This is a genomic window from Cystobacter fuscus, from assembly GCF_044360685.1.
In the GTDB taxonomy this organism is placed as follows: domain Bacteria; phylum Myxococcota; class Myxococcia; order Myxococcales; family Myxococcaceae; genus Cystobacter; species Cystobacter fuscus_C.
The window spans coordinates 9,685,784-9,705,224 of the sequence record NZ_CP043491.1 but is presented as its reverse complement, the minus strand read 5'-3'; the positions used below and the strand labels follow the sequence as shown (position 1 = coordinate 9,705,224).

Annotated in this window: 15 protein-coding genes; 3 read left to right on the top strand and 12 right to left on the bottom strand. The window is 67.8% G+C overall.

Translation table 11 applies throughout. The features are described from left to right. Positions 1 to 3: 3 nt before the first annotated feature. On the bottom strand, positions 4 to 1,035 hold the full coding sequence (locus F0U63_RS39750; protein WP_395838607.1) for an aldo/keto reductase: 1,032 nt from the start codon (positions 1,033 to 1,035) through the stop codon (positions 4 to 6). A gap of 225 nt (positions 1,036 to 1,260) precedes the next feature. On the opposite strand from F0U63_RS39750, the gene F0U63_RS39745 reads away from it, so the two are divergent. Continuing rightward, positions 1,261 to 2,181, top strand: coding sequence for a LysR family transcriptional regulator (locus tag F0U63_RS39745; protein ID WP_395848495.1), 921 nt, complete (start codon positions 1,261 to 1,263; stop codon positions 2,179 to 2,181). Positions 2,182 to 2,190: 9 nt separating this feature from the next. Here the strand turns inward: F0U63_RS39745 and F0U63_RS39740 are convergent, their stop codons facing one another. The 8 genes from F0U63_RS39740 to F0U63_RS39705 form a co-directional block, all read right to left on the bottom strand. Next, positions 2,191 to 2,730: an NUDIX domain-containing protein gene (locus tag F0U63_RS39740; RefSeq protein ID WP_395838605.1), complete on the bottom strand. Its 540-nt coding sequence runs from the start codon at positions 2,728 to 2,730 to the stop codon at positions 2,191 to 2,193. A 29-nt stretch (positions 2,731 to 2,759) separates the two neighbouring features. Further along, a complete protein-coding gene (locus F0U63_RS39735) occupies positions 2,760 to 3,950 on the bottom strand; it encodes a hypothetical protein (protein WP_395838603.1) in 1,191 nt (396 codons plus the stop codon). Positions 3,951 to 4,015: 65 nt separating this feature from the next. Beyond that, entirely contained in the window at positions 4,016 to 5,449 is a 1,434-nt protein-coding gene (locus F0U63_RS39730) for a hypothetical protein (RefSeq protein WP_395838601.1), read from the bottom strand. 36 nt (positions 5,450 to 5,485) lie between these two features. Further along, a complete protein-coding gene (locus F0U63_RS39725) occupies positions 5,486 to 7,369 on the bottom strand; it encodes an AAA family ATPase (protein ID WP_395838599.1) in 1,884 nt (627 codons plus the stop codon). 72 nt (positions 7,370 to 7,441) lie between these two features. Beyond that, positions 7,442 to 8,335, bottom strand: a complete 894-nt coding sequence (locus F0U63_RS39720) for an EamA family transporter (RefSeq protein WP_395838597.1) — start codon at positions 8,333 to 8,335, stop codon at positions 7,442 to 7,444. Positions 8,336 to 8,419: 84 nt separating this feature from the next. Then, positions 8,420 to 10,021, bottom strand: a complete 1,602-nt coding sequence (locus F0U63_RS39715; RefSeq protein WP_395838595.1) for a sodium/solute symporter — start codon at positions 10,019 to 10,021, stop codon at positions 8,420 to 8,422. Positions 10,022 to 10,039: 18 nt separating this feature from the next. Next, positions 10,040 to 10,318, bottom strand: a complete 279-nt coding sequence (locus F0U63_RS39710; protein ID WP_395838593.1) for a DUF485 domain-containing protein — start codon at positions 10,316 to 10,318, stop codon at positions 10,040 to 10,042. A 171-nt stretch (positions 10,319 to 10,489) separates the two neighbouring features. After that, positions 10,490 to 10,858 carry an Hpt domain-containing protein gene (locus F0U63_RS39705; RefSeq protein ID WP_395838591.1) on the bottom strand — a complete coding sequence of 123 codons (369 nt, stop codon included), beginning with the start codon at positions 10,856 to 10,858 and terminating at the stop codon, positions 10,490 to 10,492. A gap of 372 nt (positions 10,859 to 11,230) precedes the next feature. On the opposite strand from F0U63_RS39705, the gene F0U63_RS39700 reads away from it, so the two are divergent. Both F0U63_RS39700 and F0U63_RS39695 read left to right on the top strand, forming a co-directional pair. Further along, the gene (locus F0U63_RS39700; protein ID WP_395838589.1) at positions 11,231 to 11,623 is read left to right on the top strand and encodes a DUF2750 domain-containing protein; all 393 of its coding nucleotides are present in this window, start codon (positions 11,231 to 11,233) and stop codon (positions 11,621 to 11,623) included. Positions 11,624 to 11,770: 147 nt separating this feature from the next. After that, complete coding sequence (locus tag F0U63_RS39695) at positions 11,771 to 14,620, top strand: kelch repeat-containing protein (RefSeq protein WP_395838587.1); 2,850 nt, start codon at positions 11,771 to 11,773, stop codon at positions 14,618 to 14,620. Positions 14,621 to 14,678: 58 nt separating this feature from the next. On the opposite strand, the gene F0U63_RS39690 is transcribed toward F0U63_RS39695, so the two are convergent. The 3 genes from F0U63_RS39690 to F0U63_RS39680 form a co-directional block, all read right to left on the bottom strand. Further along, entirely contained in the window at positions 14,679 to 17,828 is a 3,150-nt protein-coding gene (locus tag F0U63_RS39690; RefSeq protein ID WP_395838585.1) for a protein kinase, read from the bottom strand. A gap of 100 nt (positions 17,829 to 17,928) precedes the next feature. Next, complete coding sequence (locus F0U63_RS39685) at positions 17,929 to 18,402, bottom strand: GNAT family N-acetyltransferase (RefSeq protein ID WP_395838583.1); 474 nt, start codon at positions 18,400 to 18,402, stop codon at positions 17,929 to 17,931. Positions 18,403 to 18,471: 69 nt separating this feature from the next. Then, the gene (locus F0U63_RS39680; protein ID WP_395838581.1) at positions 18,472 to 19,284 is read right to left on the bottom strand and encodes a hypothetical protein; all 813 of its coding nucleotides are present in this window, start codon (positions 19,282 to 19,284) and stop codon (positions 18,472 to 18,474) included. Positions 19,285 to 19,441 lie beyond the last annotated feature (157 nt).

The window sequence follows — 19,441 nt, the reverse complement described above, 5'->3', positions numbered from 1 at the left end:
CCATCAGACGGGGATCGGGCTGCGCTCGGCGAACTGCCCGTTCCAATAGGGATAGTAGGGGTAGGGCGGGGTGACGGCGCTGGCGGCATCGAGCCGGGCGAGCTGCTCAGACGTCAGGGTCCAGCCGATCGCACCGAGGTTCTGGCGCAATTGTTCCTCGTTGCGCGCGCCGATGAGGACCGTGGAGACGGTGGGACGCCGCAGCAACCAGTTCAACGCGATCTGCGGCACGCTCTTCCCCGTCTCCATGGCGACCGCATCGAGCGCATCGACGACGCGATACAGACGCTCTTCGTCGACCGGTGGCGCGAAGCTGGCGGTGTCGTGCAGCCGGCTGCCCTCGGGCAGGGTCTGGCCCCGGCGGAGCTTCCCGGTGAGCCGTCCCCAACCGAGCGGGCTCCACACCACCGCGCCAATTCCCTGGTCGATGCCGAGCGGCATCAGTTCCCATTCGTAGTCACGTCCGATCAGCGAGTAGTACGCCTGGTTGGCGACATAGCGCGAGTAGCCGCGACGCTCGGCGACCGCGAGCGACTTCATGAGCTGCCATCCGGAGAAGTTCGACGCACCGAGGTAGCGCAGCTTGCCCGCGCGCACGAGGCCATCCAGGGTCGACAGCGTTTCCTCGACCGGGGTCATCGCGTCGAAGGCGTGCAGTTGCAGCAGGTCGATGTAGTCGGTGCCCAGGCGCCGCAAGGCCTTGTCGACCGCGCCGATGAGATGGTGCCGCGAGGAGCCCACGTCATTGGGTGCCTCGCCCGCGCGCAGTGACACTTTCGTGGACAGCAGCACCCGGTCGCGCCGTCCCTTGATCGCCGCGCCGAGGATCGACTCGGAGGCGCCATCGGAATAGACGTCCGCGGTGTCGAAGAGGTTCACGCCGACGTCGAGGCAGATGTCGATGAGACGGGTGGCTTGCGCGACATCGGTGTTGCCCCACGCACTGAACAACGGACCCTTGCCGCCGAACGTGCCGACGCCGAAACCGAGCGCCGGGACCTTCAGGCCAGACGCGCCGAGAAAGCGGTACTCCATGGATGACTCCGATGAGGGAGAGACGGGGTGGGAGGATGAGGAGAACCTAGGAGCCTGTCGGAGTACTGCCGAAAAACGACTCCTACATACCAACCGTAGCGGTGTGTTTGAGTCGCACTACCCCTCATGTAGTGGGTAGCCGAGGTACTCCGACAGGCTCCTAGACGGCCACGTCTTTTTCAGAATCCGCCGGTATCTGGATTCAGTTTCAATAGAATCTTGAGAATGGACCGTGTCGCCGACATCAGCCTGTTCCTGCGCGTGCTGGACCTGGGGTCGATCAGCGCCGCCGCCAGGAGCCTGGATCTCTCGGTGGCGGTGGCCAGCCTGCGGCTGAAGCGCCTCGAGCGCGACCTCGGCGTGCGCCTGCTGCATCGCACGACCCGCCGCCTGCATCCCACGCCGGAAGGGGCGCTGCTCGCCGAGCAGGGCCGCCCGTTGGTCGAGGACCTCGAGACGCTGGCGGCCCACCTGCGCCGCTCGGGGGCGGAGGCCGCGGGCACGTTGCGGGTGACGATGTCTGCCTCGTTCGGGCGCATGCATGTCTCGCCGTTGCTGCCCGAGTTCATGGCGCGGCATCCGCGGGTGCGGCTGAGCGTGCACCTGAGCGATCAGTTCGTGGACCTGGTGAGCGAGGGCTTCGATCTGGCGATCCGCATCGGCGCGCTCGGCGATTCCAGCCTCGTCGCGCGCCGCATCGCGAACAACCGGCGCGTGCTGTGCGCCTCACCCGTCTATCTTCGGCGTCGCGGCACGCCGCGCCAGCCCGACGAACTGGCCGCGCATGAGTGCCTGCTGCTGTTCGGCGCGAAGGGACGGCAGGACACGTGGAACCTGCTCGATGCCTCGGGCCGTGGCGTCGACGTGCGCGTGCGTGGACGGCTGGAGAGCAATTTCGGCGAACTGCTGCGTGACGCCGCCGTCGCTGGCGAGGGCATCGCCATTCATTCCGTCTGGCACATCGCGGACGACCTGCGCGCGGGGCGGCTGCGGGTGGTGCTCCCGGGCTACACGCTTCCGGAGACGGGCATCCACGCGGTCATGCCGCAGCGGCGCATGGTGCCGCCGCGCGTGCGCGCGTTCGTCGACTTCCTCGCGGAACGCTTCGGCGACAGCCCACCGTGGGAGCGCGTCCTGGCGAAGTGACGAGGTGTCTCAGGGCAGGCGCTTCTTGATGCGCAGCAGGCCATAGGCCGAGATGCTGGATGCGTCCTTGATGCGGCCCTCGAGGACGAGCGCCTCGAACTCCGCGAGGGTGACCCGGGTGACCACGAGGTCTCCCTCCTCGGAGGACAGGCGCTGGGGGCCTGGAGTCAGCTCCTCCGCGAGGAAGACGTGCATGCCCTGGGTCGAGTATCCGGGAGCGGTGAGGATGTGGCCGAGGTACGTCATGCGTCCGGCCACCAGCCCGGTCTCTTCCTGGAGCTCGCCCGCGGCGACGGTCTCGGGCGGCGCGTCCACCTGCTCCTCCCAGGAGCCCTGGGGGAACTCCAGGTAGCGTCCCTTCACGGGGTAGCGGTATTGCTCCACCAGATGGAACGCGCCGTTCTCGTAGGGGATGACGAGCGCGAAGTCCGGCTTGTGGACGACCCCGTAGATACCGCTCGTGCCGTCCTGCCTGCGGATGGCGTCCTCGCGCACGGTCATCCAGCGGTTGCGGTAGACCTCTTTCGACGAGAGTGTCTCGATGGTCATGGACCCAGTGTGCTCCGAAAACCCCCGTTTCAGGGCGCCCCAAACGTCTCTTCCCAGAGCAACTGCCCTTCGGGGGTGAGTCCAAAGGTCCACAAGTCCGTCTTGCCCGCGTCTTGGGAAGTCGTCGTTCCCACGACCACGAGGCTCTCGTCCGCCAACCGGGCGATGCCGTCGCCCACGTCGTTTTCGGCACCTCCGTAGGTCTGCTGCCAGAGCAGGAGCCCTTCCGCGGAGAAGCGCCAGACCTTGGCCTCCTGGTCGGTCAGCGGCTCCCTCCATGAGGAGCCCACCACGACGATGCCCCCATCGGGGAATGCAGTGACTGCATGGCCAGCTTCCATCTGGGCCCCCTCCGGGACGTGCTCCCAGAGGGTCTCCCCTCGAGGATCCATGCGTACCACCCAGAGGCGCCAGTCTGTCGAATCAGGACGGCTCCGGCGACCGGTCGCGACGAGCCCTCCATCCGGCAGCAGGGCGAGCGCGTCCAACTCCCCACGACCTTCGATGGGCAACCTCTTTTCCCCGGTGGCCCGGCCATCGGACTCAAGCAGCAACAGCCTCGAACTCCCCAGCCCGACGGTCGCCGTTTCCGCGGTCCCGAGAACGGCGACGCGTTGAGCCGGGAGCGATACCAGGGCGGTGACATGCTCGAGCTGTGGAAGACTGGCCTCCCAGAGCTGCTGGCCCCGTGGATCCATTCGCACCACCCAGCCCACTCCGTCCTGGTCTCCCCCCGCGATGATCGAGCCGTCCTCGAGTACCGAGACGGCATTGAGCCCATTCATGACTCCGTGGCCGGGGGTTTGCTCCCAGAGGACATCTCCTTCCGGAGAGAGCGCGAGGAGCCATCCCTGGAATCGACCCACCGCGATCTGCTCCTCCCCAGCGACGATGAGCCCTCCTCCCGGCATGGATGCGATGGCACGGCCCAGGGTCCCGGTCCCGGGCTTTTTCTTTCCATAGGTGCGCTCCCAGCGGGGGGGCGGAGCCCTGTCGAACCGGAGCACCCATGCCTGCTGGATACCGGGCTGCCGGGAGTTGGTGTGGCCCACCACGGAGAAGCTGCTCCCGGTCGCGATGACCGCCTCGGCCGACTCATGTCCCGTGCTGTTTTCTCGCTCGACTTCTCGCGCCCACTCCATGTCGCTCTTCCCTGGCAGGGGAGGTAGGAACGCGTCCATCCAGTTCAGGCGCACGAGGAGCACCGCGAGGAGCAGCACCGCCGCGGCCAGTCCTGTTCTCCATCCAAGTTTGTTCCTGGTGTTGTCGTGGGAGCCCATGGCGTTCAGTGGAAGAAGCGCTTCTCCCGGTTGATCCACTGCGTTCGAAGGGCCTCTGGGAGACCCAGGTCCTTGGTGGCCGCGAAAATGCTTTTGTCATCGCAGACGAGAGTGAAGATCCGTTGCCATTCCGGGGTATGAAGCCGGTTTTTCTCGGCTTGGCTGAAGGGACGGATGATGGGGGCGATGTCACTGTACTCCATGTCTATCCATGGACCGTTGTTCTCCCCTCCAATGTGCTTGCTCAAGAAGCGCATTTGCGCTTCAAGATTGCTGCGCCATATGGCCAGCACGGAGCACATGGCCCGGCGGTTGATGATGCTGCAACTCAAGGAGTAACGGCCCCCTTCAGGTCTCTGATCCCTGAGGATCTCGGCCTGTTCGGCGGGCGTCAGCCTCCGCAGGAGGGCCTCCACTTCCCTGGTGAGCCACGCCGTACCAATAGCGCTACCATCGAGCGCGGCGTCGAGCCTGTGGAGGTTGGGACGGATGCGTACCCGGGCGAGTTCGGTACCATTCACATAACCGGCCGAGGGCGCTGGGCGCTTGTGGAGCGCGGGGTCGTACCCCGTACCTCCAGGAGTGAATTGGTTGCCCAGGAGCATACCATAGTGCCATCGCTCGTTGATGGCGGTGAGCGCGGTACCCGCGAAGGCGGGGACGCGGCCTCCCCGGACATAAGGAGGATCGTCTTCCACGACGGCGCTAGGCGAGACGGTCGCGACGGCGCCGGGTAGTCCCTGCAGGCGGGCAATTCGGTTGAGTTGGACGCGTGTCGCCTGGGAGACGCCCTGGTAGAGCGGTTGGATGAGTGTCTGCTCCTCGGAGAGGGTACTCATGTCCCAGTTGAATGCCGGCTTGCCCTGAAGTCGACGTCCCAGGAGTTCACCGAGTTTGGGAAAGACGTTATCGAAGATGACCTGATTGCCTTCTCGCATCATCCCCTGGAGTTCGTTACTGACGGTATCGACCATACGGCCCAGGTCCTCGAGGCCCGGGTTCATGATGGCGACCTCATGCGCGCCCGTGGCCACGATGGACGCGGCTAGCGCCCACCGAGTGTGGTAACCACGGCTGGCTGTGTACTTGTAGAACCAGCGGTAGAAATCCCGGCGCTCGATGATGCGGGTGTAGCGGCGGAAGTTGTTCGCCCTCAGATTGTAGAGGCAGGCATCCTTCCAGCGTTGGGTGGCGTTCTCACGATCACTCTCCGTCCAATCTCCCGGTGAGAGCAAAGCGCTGGTGGGCAACACTCCACCGTGTTCGACTGGGCCCTCCGTTTTCAGCGTCAGTGTGTTGGACGCGAGCCGATTCTGCGCAGGGGAGAGCTGTGACTGAGGAATCCTGACCAGCGCCACGATGTGGCTCTGGTTGGAGGGGCAGATTGGCGTGCTGTTCTGGAACTGGCGCTTGCAGCTACGGCACTCGAACGTGTTCATGCGTCATGCTCCTCTGAGTGCGATGTTTCCCGGAGGTCATTTCTCCGGGTATCGCTCCAGCGCGAGTTGGGCATTGGCGTAGAGAAGGGTGAAGTGTGCGTGCCGGCGTCCGAGTTGGTACGTGCGCTGACTCATCTCGACGGCACGAATCTGACGGATCTCCGCATGAGCGCGCTTCAACACCTTGCCGAGCGCCTTGCCGATGCTCTTGGGGGTGACCTTCTTGAGCGCCGACCGGGTAATGGCGAATGCCGTCAGCCGGGCATTGGCTTCCGTGTGGAGGGGGCACACGGCCTCCTGGGAGCGGAAGAGTTCCTGGAGCGCCAGTTCGTCCAGGATGACGTATCCGTTCTCATGTGGCAGCTCGCCCACGTTGGGAAGCTGGTCCTCGAGGATGACGAGCCTTCCATCCTTGGCGAGGACGTCGGAGATGTCGTTGAAGCACCGCTGCCAGTCCTCCACGGGAACCTCGTGGAGCACATTGCACATCACGACGATATCCATCGGTGCCGAGCCTGGACCTGTGAGCTTGTAGAGGCTATCAACGAGGTACTGCTCGGGGGCGCCTGGCTGCTCGAGCTGTCGGATGTGCTGTAAGCACTCTTGAGCTTCGTCCTGCTTGGAGAAGCGAGGATCGTTGAAGGCGTAGTAAGTGAACGGGCGGTTGGCCGTGAGGCCCGCTTGCTTGAGGGCGGCGGCGAAGCGACCTCTTCCCGCCGAGAAATCCAGGATGCGAACGTTCTCCTTGTGGCCTCCGGTGTTGGACGCGATTCCCACCATTTGTGCCTGCTGTGGGTCCTTTTCCCGGGCACTCGCCACTTCGGGGGAGAGCAGGCATTGAGCGGCGAAGACATCGAAGGCGATCTCCCCTGCATCGGAGAGGAACGTGCGAAGCTTGGTACGTCCCTCGTGCCCTCCCATCAGCCGGTCGATGACTTTTTCGATCTTGTTGCCGGCGTACGTGATGGTGCCATTGTCCACGAAGTACACCGAATCCATGCCCGCGTGCGCGATCAATGGGATGGAGTGGGTGGCCAACCAGATCTGTCCATCGGGTCCGATGATGTCCTTCTGGAGCGCGGAGAGCGCCCTGATGCAGACGTCGGGGTGGAGGTGGTTTTCGGGTTCATCAATCAAGATGCAGGCGCCTTTGAGCCAATCCTTCTGCCGATGGAGGAGGATTGCCCAGACAGCCAGGACGAGTTCTCCCTTGGATAGTTCATCGGGGTCGAACGGTCGGCCTCGGATCTGCGCGACGACTCGCCTGTTCGCGTTCAGGGCGGGCTCTATTTCCACGTTCAGGAGCGCGCGTAGAACCTTGTTGAAGGCCTTCGCATCCGCGAGTGCTTGGACGACTTCCTCTATCTCTCGTGAGCGTGGATGCTCTGCTTCGTGGATCGCACGGGCCACTTCGAAGAAGTATGCGTAGACACTTCTAAGGGCACTGTTGAAGCCACCGGCCGTGTTGGATGCCACCGTTTCGTCAACGGAATCAGGTGAGGCAGTAAGGGGATTTCTACCATATTCTCCTGATCTTCTGACGATACTGTCCGATTTGTACTCGATGTTGATGTTGTACGTCAGTGGGATGGTCTTGAGGGCGGTCTCTCCACTTTGCTTGATGAGTTGTAGTGTGGATTGGAGTCCAGGGATCTGGCTCTGAATGGTTTCAATCGCATGACGCTTGTCGGGCGAGTCACGGCTTCCCTCCAACATCTCTAGGAGATTCTTCTTGTGTTCCAGGTCATTGCGAGCGGATTCCACGACACCCGAGATCTTCTCAACGAGTTCCAGATAGCGGGACTTTCCGGCTCCATTGGGTCCGGCCAACACGACGAGCGATTTGAGTTCGCGGAGCGTGGCCGGTTGGAGTCCCAGCGGTGTTGTGTGCTCCCCGGTGAATTGAATGTCAGTGATCACGGCGGCTTCCTGTGCGCCTCGATGCGCGTCTAGAAACTCTAGAGAGACAGCTCGGGTGAAAGTGGTTCCCGGTCATCCTTTGATGACGGGGACGCTCGCTGGCGAGGCAAGGCGCAGGGGGCGCCGGCCCAGGACGATGAGCACCAATCCGGCGAAGACGAGCAGCGCGGCCCCCATGGCCACGGGGCTCAGCCGCTCGGCCAGCACCAGCGAGGAGCAGGCCATGCCGAAGAGGGGCACCAGCAACGAGAAGGGCGCCACCACGTTGGGCGAGTACTTGCGCATCAGGTGGCCCCAGATGCCGAACGCGAGGATGGTGGCCAGGAGGCCCGTGTACAGCACGGCCCCCGCTCCCTTGACGGTCATCAACCGCGACAGCGCTTCCGTCTGACCGTCCTCGAAGAGGAAGGACAGCACGAACAGCGGCAACGGCGGCACCACGCTCATCCACACCATCAGCTTGAAGGTGTCCACCGATGCCTTCTTGATGAGGATGTTGGCGAAGGACCACGCCACCGCCGCGGCGATGACGAGCGCCAGACCCAGGCCGCTGACGTCGCCCTGGCGCGTGGTGGCGATGAGCACCATGCCGAGGAGCGCCACGCCCATGCCCACCCGCTGCCATGGCGACGGCGAGTCCTTGAGCAGGTACGCCGACAGCACCGTGGTGAAGATGACCTGCGACTGGAGGACCAGCGACGACAGCCCCGCCGGTACTCCCGCCTTCACGCCCAGGTAGAGCAGCGCGTACTTCACGACTCCCAGCACCAGACCCACCTTCAGGAGGGTGCTCCAGCCGAGGGAACCGCGGCGCAGGAAGAAGACCGCGGGGAAGGCCGCGAACAGGAAGCGCAGTCCCGAGAAGAGCAGGGGCGGAAACGCGTCCAGCCCCTCCTTGATGACGACGAAGTTGAAGCCCCAGATCGCCGCGACCAGCACGGCGAGGAGGATGTCGCGAAAGGCCATGGCTCCACTCCATACCACCGTGGCCTCGGGGAACAGCCCACCCAGGAGGAACCCACGCCTCCTGGTGGCAGCGCCTTCCACCCGTCAGTTGTGGGGCGTCGCGGGGACCACGGGCGCCGCCGGAGCCGCGGGGGCCACGGCGTCCTCCTCCTTGCCCATGTGCATGCGGTGGCGCACCTCGGCGAAGCGCTGGGCCGCCTCGGGCTCGGGCGAGAGAATCGACACCACCCAGCCCACCAGGAAGGCCAGCGGCATGGTGACCAGGCCCGGGTTCTTCAGCGGGAAGAAGGCTTCGGGCCGGCCGAGCATCTCCACCTGCACCGTGGGCGACAGGATGATGAGCACCACCGCGCTGATTGTGCCAGTGAGCATGCTGACCACCGCTCCGCGCGTGGTGAAGCCCTTCCACGCCATGGACAACAGCAGGGCGGGGAAGTTGCCGCTCGCCGCGATGGCGAACGCCAGTCCCACCATGAACGCCACGTTCTGCCCCTTGAAGAGCAGGCCCAGCACGATGGCGAGCACGCCCAGCCCGAGGCTCGACAGCCGCGCCACGCGCAACTGCTCGTGCTCGGGGGACTGGCCCTTGCGCACCACGTGCGTCCACAGGTCATGCGACAGCGCCGCCGCGCCCGACAGCGTGAGCCCCGCCACCACCGCGAGAATGGTGGCGAAGGCCACCGCGGAGATGAAGCCGAGGAACGGCGTGCCGCCCACGGCCTCGGCCAGCAGCGTCGCGGCCATGTTTCCGCCCTTGTCCACCTGGGTGATGGTGCTCCGGCCCACGATCACCGAGGCGCCGAAGCCGAGGATGAACGTCACCAGGTAGAAGTAGCCGATGAGCCCCGTCGCGTAGAACACCGAGCCGCGCGCCGCCTTCGCGTCGGGCACCGTGTAGAAGCGCATGAGGATGTGGGGCAGTCCCGCCGTGCCGAACATCAGGGCGAGCCCCAGGGAGATCGTCTCCAGTGGGTTGGACACCAGCTTGCCCGGCGCCAGCGTCTCCGGCCCGTACTGCTTCACCGCCTCCTGGAAGAGCAGCAGCGGGTTGTAGGAGAAGCGCGCGAGCACCATCAGCGCCAGCGCGCTCGCCCCCGCGAGCAGGAGCACCGCCTTGACGATCTGCACCCACGTGGTGGCGATCATCCCGCCGAAGAGGACGTAGAGGATCATCACCCCGCCCACGATGAGCACGGCGGCCTCGTAGGACAGGCCGAACATCATCCGGATGAGGTTGCCGGCGCCCACCATCTGCGCGATGAGGTAGAAGCTCACCACGGTGAGCGTGCCCACCGCGGCCGCCAGGCGCACCGGCGTCTGCTTGAGCCGGTAGGCCACCACGTCCGCGAAGGTGTACTTGCCCAGGTTGCGCAGGGGCTCGGCGATGAGGAACGTCACCACCGGCCAGCCCACCAGCCAGCCCACCGAGTAGATGAGGCCATCGAAGCCCGAGAGGGCCACCAGCCCCGCGATGCCCAGGAAGCTCGCGGCGCTCATGAAGTCACCCGCGAGCGCGAAGCCGTTCTGCACGGCGCTCACTCCGCCGCCCGCGGCGAAGAACTCCGAGGTCGTCTTGGTGCGGCGCGCCGCCCAGTAGGTGATGCCCAGCGTGAGGCTCACGAAGGCGAGGAAGAAGATGATGGCGGTGGGATTCGCCTGGCCAATCGTTGTCGTTGCCTGATTCATGGCGGTTGGAGTCCTCGGTCAGCGGCGCAGTTGGCGGATGGTCTTGTCGTAGCGGCCGTTGGCCCACCAGACGTAGGCGCCCGTGAAGGCCCACGCGGCGATGATGACGAGCGCTCCCAGGAGGATGCCCACCGACAGCCCCGGCACGAGCTGCTGGCCCATCAGCGGCTTGTTGTAGGCCACGAGCAGGATGAAGCCGAAATAGGACACGAGCGTGGCCGTGGTGAGGACGGCGGCCACGCGCCAGCGCGCCGCGGCCAGGACCTCGAGTTCTCGCGATTGGGGGGTTTGCTGCATGCTTGCGGCGTTCTCCTGCTGGGGTGGAGCGCCAGTAGAGCACGTTGGCGCTGGACCGTGCCCACATGGACCCACGACGCCATGTGTCGAAGGGGGCCACGGACGGTCCGCCCAGGAGACGTCCCGGTTGAAATATTCGGCGCGAACCGCCGGCTCGGCGGTGGCGGGTGCTCAGTCGCGCAGCTTCAGCTCGGCCATGAGGAGGGGCCGGGCCTCGGCGTAGGCCTGTTCCACCTGGGTGAGGAGCCCCTCCGCGCCCTCCAGGCTGGGGCCTCGCGCGAGGTTCTCCAGCGCCTTGCAATGCTGGCGCACCCGCATCATGCCGAACATCCCGCTGGCTGTCGCCAGGCCGTGGGCCTCGTTCGCGAGCAGTCCGGCATTGCCCGCCGTCAGCAGCTCACGCAGCCGCGAGAGCCTCGCCGGGGTACGGGCAAGGTAGCCCTGGGCCATCTCCGCCACCAGGTTGGGGGCGTCCTCGTCCTGCAGCACACTCAACTTCTCCAGTTGCCGCACATCCAGCGCGAGGGCCTGCTGCTCCATGGGGGGCCATTGTGCCTCAGCCTTCCTGGGACACCCAACTTCCGTATTTTCCAACTTGGAACGGGAGGGGGGGTCTTCGCCTCCCCAGCCCCACCGCGATAGAACGGGGATGGCTTCCTCCTGTGCCTCCCATGCGCGTCATCGTCCTCGGTGGTGGAGTCTCCGGGCTGTCCTGTGGTGTCCGGCTGCTGGAAGCCGGGTACCCCGTGGACCTCTGGGCGCGTGAGCTTTCGCCGGACACCACGTCGCGGGGGGCGGGGGGGACACTGTCGTGGGGCTGTGCCGAGGAGGGCGTCTCGCTCCTGGCGCGGGCCCGGCGGGCGGCGGCGCATGTCGGACCCATCGCAAATCCTTCGATCACGGGGAGTTCGGATGGAACGTGAGCAGAATCAGGAACGAATCGAAGCCGTGCTGCGGTTGCCCGCCGCACGGCGCTACGCGTACTTCCTTCAGCGTGTGACGGAGTCAGGAGAGGTGTGGGGCCTGGATGGAGAGGGCTGGGCACTCGCGCTCGACGACGCCGGGCGGGACGTGCTGCCCCTCTGGCCGGCCCCCGAGTTCGCTGAGTTGTGTGCCACGCGGTTGTGGTCCGGCTTCAAGCCGCGCGCCATCCCGTTGCAGGAGCTGCTCGAGAGCGTGCTGCCCCAACTGGAGCAGGAGGGCATGCCGGTGGGCATCTTCTTCACCCCGCAGGGACAGGGCCACCCGGCCTCGGCGCGTGAGCTGATCGACGCCCTGCGCTCGGCCCGGGCCCCCCTGGCCTGACGGGCGGGGACGTGCTCGCGGGTTTCGCGCGCATTGCATGAATAATCGCGTGCCCTCTCCGTCGGGGCACCGCGGGCGCGACGAGCGCGATTGCCGCCAAGGCGGCGTGTGGCGCCGTGCGCGACGCTTCGAGACGGAGTTCTATCAATGCAATCCGAGCTTCACCTGGAGAGGTGTCGCGGCATCCCGATGCGCGCGTGGATGGCCGCGTGCGTGCTGGTGCTCGCGGCCTGTGGTGGCGAGTCCCTGTCGGAACTGGACGGCGAGCCGCTGGGGTCCGAGCCGGACGCGGTCTCCCCGCGAGCGAGCACCCGGCCCCAGGGACTGGTCAGCGGCGACAAGGTGCTCATCCTGCGCGACACGGTGGAGATCCTCCGGGCGGGCGACAGCGTCGAGGAGCGGAAGGCCCGGGCGCTGGGCTATCAGGTGGATGTCTTCGACCGGGCGCGCTGGATGTCCCTGGGCTCCGCGGACTTCGCCTCCTACCGCGCCATCATCCTGGGAGACCCTTCGTGCAAGACGGATGTGGGCCGCATGGCGGCCGCCGAGAGCACCAAGCACCTCTGGGGCCCGGTGATCGACGGCAACGTCATCATCGTGGGAACGGATCCCGTCTACCACGGCAAGGCGGACGATCAGGTCACCTTCAACGCCGTGAAGTTCGCCACCGCCCAGCCGGGCAAGACAGGCATGTACATCAGCCTGAGCTGCTACTACCACGTGGAGCCGCCCAAGACGCCGGACCCGCTGCCCATCGTCCCCGTCCCGGTCCCGGTGCTCGATCCCTTCGGCTCCTTCGTGGTGACGGGCGTGGGTTGCTACAACGACGCGCACATCGTCGCCTCGCACGAGGCCCTCACGGGCCTGACGGACGGCGTGCTGTCCAACTGGGGCTGCTCGGTGCACGAGGCGTTCGTCTCCTATCCCGAGGCGAACTTCACTCCCCTCGTCATCGCGCGGGATGATCCCTTCCGGGCTCGCTGGCCGGGCTCCCGGGACTTCGCGGATGGCTCGCGGGGCGTGCCGTACGTGCTGGTGCGCGGAGCGGCGCCGGTGCGCTGTGGAGACGGGGTGGTGCAGTACCCCGAGCAGTGCGACACGGGTCCGCGCAATGGCGTGCCGGGCACGCCGTGCTCGTCGGTGTGCCGCACGCACTGGTGTGGCGATGGCGTGGTGGATCCGGGCGAGCAGTGTGACACGGGGGCCGCCAACGGCTCGGGCACCTGCAGCGCCTCGTGCCGTTCCGTCACCCCCGCCAACCGTCCTCCGGTGGCGCAGTGCAGGGACCTGTCGCTGGCGGTGGGCCCCACCTGCGGCGTGAGCGGTTCGGTGAACGCGGGCTCGTACGATCCGGATGGCAACCTGAAGGAGTGCACGCAGAGCCTCGTGAGCTTCGGTCCGGGCACCACGCACGTGACGCTCACCTGCACGGACACCGCGGGTCTGAGCTCGAGCTGCACGGCCACGGTCTCCGCCGTGGACACCACCCCGCCGACCATGGAGTGCCCGGGGGACTTCACGGCCGAGTGCTACAGCGGCGGCCTCTTCGGGGTGTATCCGCCCCAGTCCGCCCAGGACAACTGCGGCATCGCCGATGTCATCGGACCGTCCAACAACTTCTATCCGCTGGGCACCACCCGGCGGACGTACACCGCGCGGGATCCGTCCCGCAACGAGTTCTCCTGCTCGTACACCGCGACGGTGGTGGACACCCGGCGCCCGATGCTCAGCCTGTACGGCTCCGCCTCCGTCACCTTGCCGTGTGGCGAGAACTTCGTGGAGCAGGGCTACATGGCCTACGACGAGTGCTCGGGTGGGCGGCAGGTGACGCGCTCGGGCACGGTCAACACCCGGGTGCCGGGCACCTACCCCCTCACGTACACGGCGACGGACTCGGTGGGCCTCACCAGCACGGTGACGCGGACCATCACGGTGGTGCCGAGCCCCGCGTGCGAGGAGGTTCCCCAGGGCGGGTGGATTCCCACGGGCGGCATGGCGCTGCCACGTCTGTCCCATACCGCGACCCTTCTGGAGGATGGCCGGGTGCTGGCGGCCGGTGGCTTCAACTCCACCGCCGAGCTTTATGATCCATTCACCAAGACGTGGTCCCCCACGGGCAGCACCCAGAGCGCCCACCGCGGCCATACCGCCACCCGGCTGCGCGATGGCCGCGTGCTCATCGCGGGCGGCACCGGCTCCACCAGCAAGCCCTCCGCCGAACTCTACGCTCCCGCGTCGGGCACGTGGCAGGCCACCGGCTCGCTCACCGCGCGGCGCTTCTACCCTGCCGCCGTGCTGCTCAATGATGGCCGGGTGCTCGTGGCTGGTGGCTTCGGCACGGAGTCGCGCGGCCCCGCGCTGAACTCGGCGGAGCTGTATGACCCGGCCACGGGCGTGTGGTCCGCCACGGGCAGCCTCGCCCAGGCGCGTGGCTTCCACACCATGACCCTGCTGCCCGATGGCAAGGTGCTGGTGACGGGAGGCAGCGAGCAGCCGGAGGACGACGTGGAGGAAGACGCGCTGCTCTCCAGCGCCGAGCTCTATGATCCGGCGACGGGCACGTGGACGAGCGCGGGGAGCCTGAGCACGGGCCGTGCCTGGCACTCGGCCACGCTGCTGCCCAATGGCCGGGTGCTGGTGGTGGGTGGGGCGGGCATCGACATCGCCCTGAGCGCCTCGGCGGAGCTGTATGACCCGGCCACGCGCGCGTGGTTGCCCACCGGAGGCATGAAGTCGCCGCGCCGCTGGCATACGGCCACGCTGCTCGACAATGGCGAGGTGCTGGTGGCTGGCGGCTACCACCAGCTCCTGGGCATCCAGTACGCCTCCGAGCGCTACAACCCGGCGACGGGCACGTGGTCGGTGACGTCCCGGATGAACGTGGACCGCTACCGGCACACGGCGACGCTGCTGCGCAACGGCACGGTGCTCGCGGTGGGCGGAGCGAGCAACCACGATCAGGCCTCGGCCGAGTACTACGACCCGCGCGGCCTGTAGCCGCGAGGAGCCCGGGAGGGCGGTGGGCCGCCGTCCTCCCGGGGTGGTTCAAGGGGATTCAGCGAGGGCCGGGCTGGGCGATCGAGCTGGGAAGGGAGGCCTCCCGGGGGGCGTGCCGCCGCAGCAGTTTCTCCAGCCTGGCCAGCTCATTGGCGTGGCGGATGGGCGAGCGGGAGTAGGTGGCGTGGGCGGCCATGGCGAGCTTCCAGGCGCGCTCCGGCTGCTGCCGGGTGTCCCAGAGCGAGCGCGCGAGGGCGGCCTGTACCGCGGCGGTGTACGCCGGGCGCATGGGATGGGTCTCGATGATGCGCAGCACGCGCTCCAGTAGCGGAAGCGCCTCGGCGGCCCTGCCCAGTTGCTGCAGGGCCTCGCCCTTGCCCGCCAGCGGCAGCACGCCCGAGGGCGAGTCCGCGCTCAACGTCTTCTCGAAGAAGTCCTGCTCCTTGTCGTAGAGCGCCAGCGCGCGCGCGGGATCTCCCAGCTCCAGGTAGCTGCTGGCGATGGCCACGCGCATGAGCGCCGTGTGGATGTGCTCGGGGCCCAGGTCGCGCTCGCGCAGCTCCAGTGCCTGCTGCCGCAGGTGGAGCGCCTGCTCGTGCTGGCCGCGCGCGTCGTTCAGGTCCGCGAGCCCGGCGAGCGCCTGGGTCTGCACCTGGGCGTACTGGCGCGGGTCCTTCTTCGAGAGCTCCAGCACCTGTTGGTAGGTGCGCTGGGCCGGCGCGAGCTGTCCGAGCTCCGTCCGGGCATCCGCTTCCTTCACCAGGGCCTGCATCAGCTCCAGGCTCTCGGCGCCCGTGAGCTCGCGGAACAGGTGCGCCGCCTCCTCGTAGTGCCCGAGCGCCTCGGTGTCATGGCCCTCGGCGGCCTCGAGGTCTCCGTAGGCGATGTGGAACTGGGCCCACTCCTCCGAGCGCGCGCCATAGGCCTGCTGGCCGATGACCCGTACCCGATCGAGCAGCCGGCGCGCATCGGCGAAGCGCCCCTGGAAGGCGTAGAAGTTGGACAGGTTGGACAGGGGTTGGCTGAGGAAGGGGTGCAGGGGGCCGAGGTTCGTCTCGCCCAGGTGCACGAGCATCTCGAAGGCCCGCTGGGTCTCGTCGACGCGGTCCAGGTTGCCCAGCGCGGCCACCGAGTTGGTGGCGTAGCGCAGCGTCATGGCGTTGGCCGCGCCCAGGTTGTGCTCGGCCAGCGCGAAGGCCTTGTCGAAGGCCTCGTAGGCCTCGGCGAAGTTGCCCTGCTGGTAGAGCGCCAATCCCCGGTTGTTGTGGAAGATGGCGCGCAATTCGCCTTTCTCCCCCAGCCGATCGAGCGATGCCTGGGCGAACTGTTCCCAGTGCCGCGCCTCCTCGGGAGGCCCGTGCGCGCTGTGGTAGCCCATCAGCCGCACGCTGGCGGCCGCCGCGATCCGATCACTCTTGGATGCGTGCGCGAGCCACAGCGCGCGCTGGAGCAGCGCGGGCACGCCCTGGTTCTCCCCGGCGATGAGCTGCGTCCAGCCCTGCATGAAGAGAGCCTCGGCGTACAGGGGAGGGTAGTGGAAGTCCGCCGCCTTCTCGGCCACGTCCTTGGCCAGCTTCTGGGCGTGCTTGAACTTGCCCGCCTCGGTGAGCGCCTTGACGCGGGCGAGCTGGGCGCGCGCGGTGTCCACGGACTGGCGCGTGGCTTGATCCTCCGGAGGCGTCACCTCGGCCATGAGCGCCTCCACGTCCGCGCACCCCTCGAGCCCCCGCAGCGCGCTGGTGGCGGAGATGGCCTTCTCCACCACCGTGGCGTCCGCCTCGGTGAAGACCTCGGTGAGCGCGGCCACGTCCTGCAGCCGGTTGTCCAGGCAGGCCATGCGCAGCGACAGGACGGCCTCGGACTGCTCGCCGCGCAGGCGCGTGGCCTCGCACGTGCTCTGGTGCATGTTGCGCCAGGCGGCGGTGTACGTGTCGAGCGCGTCGTGCACCCGTTGCCACGTGTCGTGGGCGTAGGAGCGCTGGGTGGCGAGGAACGCCTTCTGGATGGCCCTTTGCCGGGGCGCGTCCCAGACGCCGCGCAGCCGCTCCGAGGCGCCGGTGCACAGGCTCGCCTGGCGCTGGTGCCAGGAGAACCAGGCGAGTGTCCCCGAGCCCACGACGAGCAGCAGCAGGGCGGCGGCGGACAGCCGGCGGCGGCGCACCTGGGCGGGATCCCGCTCCAGCAGGGCGAGCAGCGCATCCAGCGACGGGTAGCGCGCCGCGGGCTCGGTGTTGAGGGCGCGCAGCAGGGCCCGCGTCACCCACGGGGGCACGTCCGAGTAGGCCGGTGGCGTGCGGATGCGCCCGTCCAGCACGTTCTGGCGGCGCTCGCCCGTGGTGGTCCCCTCGAAGGGGCGCTCCCCGTACAGCGCTTCCCACAGCGACACGGCGAAGGAGAACTGATCACTGCGCGCGTCCGCCGCGGCGCCACGGAACTGCTCGGGGGCCATGTACGCCGGCGTCCCGAGCACCGCGCCCCGCTGCGTCAGCTCCAGCTCCAGCATGCTGTGCGCCTTGACCGGGCTGGTGTCGCGCGTGCCCGGAGAGGGCTCGGGCTCGGAGGGCTCCTCCGGGGGCGCGTTGTGCGTGCGCGCCAGCCCGAAGTCCGTCACCCGCACGCGGCCGTCCTTGCCCACCAGGACGTTGGTGGGCTTGAAGTCGCGGTGGACGAGCCCCGCGGCGTGCGCGGCGGCCAGTCCCCGGCCCGCGGACAGGAAGGCGGCGAGGATCTCCTTCCACCCGCGCTTCTGCTGCCGCTGCCACTGCAGCAGCGTCTGTCCCTCCACCAGCTCCATGGCCATGAAGACCTGGAGGCCGTGCTGGTGCACGTCGTAGACGGCCACCACGTTGGGGTGGGAGAGCCGGGCCATGGCCTGCGCCTCGCGCAGCAGCCGGGCCCGCCCCGTGGTCACCTCGGGATCCCCATCCAGCTCCCCGGGCGGCAGCAGCTTGAGCGCCACCTTGCGGTCCAGCACCGAGTCATAGGCGGCATACACCATGCCCATGCCCCCCTGACCCAGGGGTTCGAGCACCACGTAGCGATCCAGGGCCGTGCCCCGGCCCAGTGTGGCTGGCGCGTCGGCCTCGGGGGGGTGGGCCTGGGGTTGTTGGGGCGCCTCCGCCGTGCCGATCGCCTGCGTGCGGTGGTTCTCGGTCCTCACCGTGCGGCGATCGTCGGTCCTCACCGTGCGGCGCTCTTTGTCATCCATGGGCTGCATGCGCCTTTCTTCCCCGTCCCATGTTACGCCGTCCTGCTCGCGCGCAGATGGGGCGGCCAGGAGGGCCTCGCCGCCCGGTGGGTGGCCGAGCCTACGTGCTTCCCGCCAGCCGCGTCAGGGCCTCCCCCGTGAGCCGGAAGACGGTCCAGTCGCTCATGGGCACGGCGCCGACCGACTCGTAGAAGGCGATGGCGGGCGCGTTCCAGTCCAGCACGGACCACTCGAAGCGCCCGCAGCCCCGCTCGACGGCGAGCCGCGCCAGGTGCGACAGCAGGCCCTTGCCATGGCCTCCGCCCCGGTGCTCGGGCAGCACGAAGAGATCCTCCAGGTACAGGCTCGGCCGGGCCAGGAAGGTGGAGTACGTGTGGAAGAAGAGGGCGAAGCCCACCACCGTGCCCGCCTCCTCGGCGAGGACGACCTCGGCATGGGGCCGCTCGCCGAACAGGTGCCGCTTCAGGTCCTCTTCCTTGAGGACGGCCTGATGGGAGAGCTTCTCATACTCGGCCAGGGCCCGGATGAGCCGGGCGATGACGGGGACATCCTCGGGGGTGGCGGAACGGATCATGGGCGCGGATGCTAGCGCCCCTCTCCCACGGGGTGGGAGCCCCGGGGGTCCGTTCCGCTCGAGCTCCGCTCACTGGCCGTTGGTGGCCGCGCCCTGGGCGGGAGCGGCGGCCGGAGCTCCCGGCTCGGTGGGCTGCTTGTCGATCTCCTCCGTGGGGTAGCCCTTCGCCGCGTCGAGGTAGCGCGCCGGCTTCACCTTGCGGCGATCCTTCGCGCTCAGGCCTTCGGGCGACACCAGCGTGGGCTCCGCGCTCGCCGAGGCGGCCTGGACGCGGTGCCCATCGCAGAAGAGCCACTCGGTGCGGCCATCGGCGAACCTGCGCGCGTAGAAGAGATCCGTGCTGCCCACCTCGGGGTCCTTCGCGCACCACGTCTGCCGCGCCGTCTGCTCGCGCTGGGGCGCCTCCTCCTTCCACTTGAGCTGGGCCGCCTCGACCTTCTTCGCCTCGTTGCCCTCGGCCAGGCGCGCGCGGGACATCTCCACCAGCTCCAGCCCCCGCCGGCCCAGCTCCGGGAACGCCCCCGAGCGCGCGAAGCCGCAGCCCTGCAGGGCCTTGAGGTTGGACTGGTGCACGTCGAGCACCTTGCCCAGCGAGCCCGCGGCCTCCTTGAGCAGCGCCATCTGCTGCGCCTGCTCCGCCGCCCCCGGCGTGTTCGCCTGCTCCGTCGAGGACACGAAGCGCGCCAGCAGACCATTCATGCTGCTCAGCTCGTCCATCAACCAGCGCGGCTCCGAGTCGCAGATGTTGGCCCGCTCTCCCGCGTAGTCCCGGTACTCCGCGCGCCCTCCCGCCAGGGCGTACTGCTTCACTGGCACCTGCTGCGTCGCGCACGCTCCCAGCACCAGACCCGCGCCTACGATGACCCCTTGCTTCCAGCTCATGAAATTCATCGCTCCCAACTCTAGCGGACCATCGTCCGGCTGAATCAGTTTGATGTCAAACCACCTCGCCCGGAAGGGACGGACTCCGGGGGCGGGGTGCTGTCGTGACAGGGGTGGAGGGGACTTGCAAGGAGCGGATGGGGTTTCGCGGGGGGAG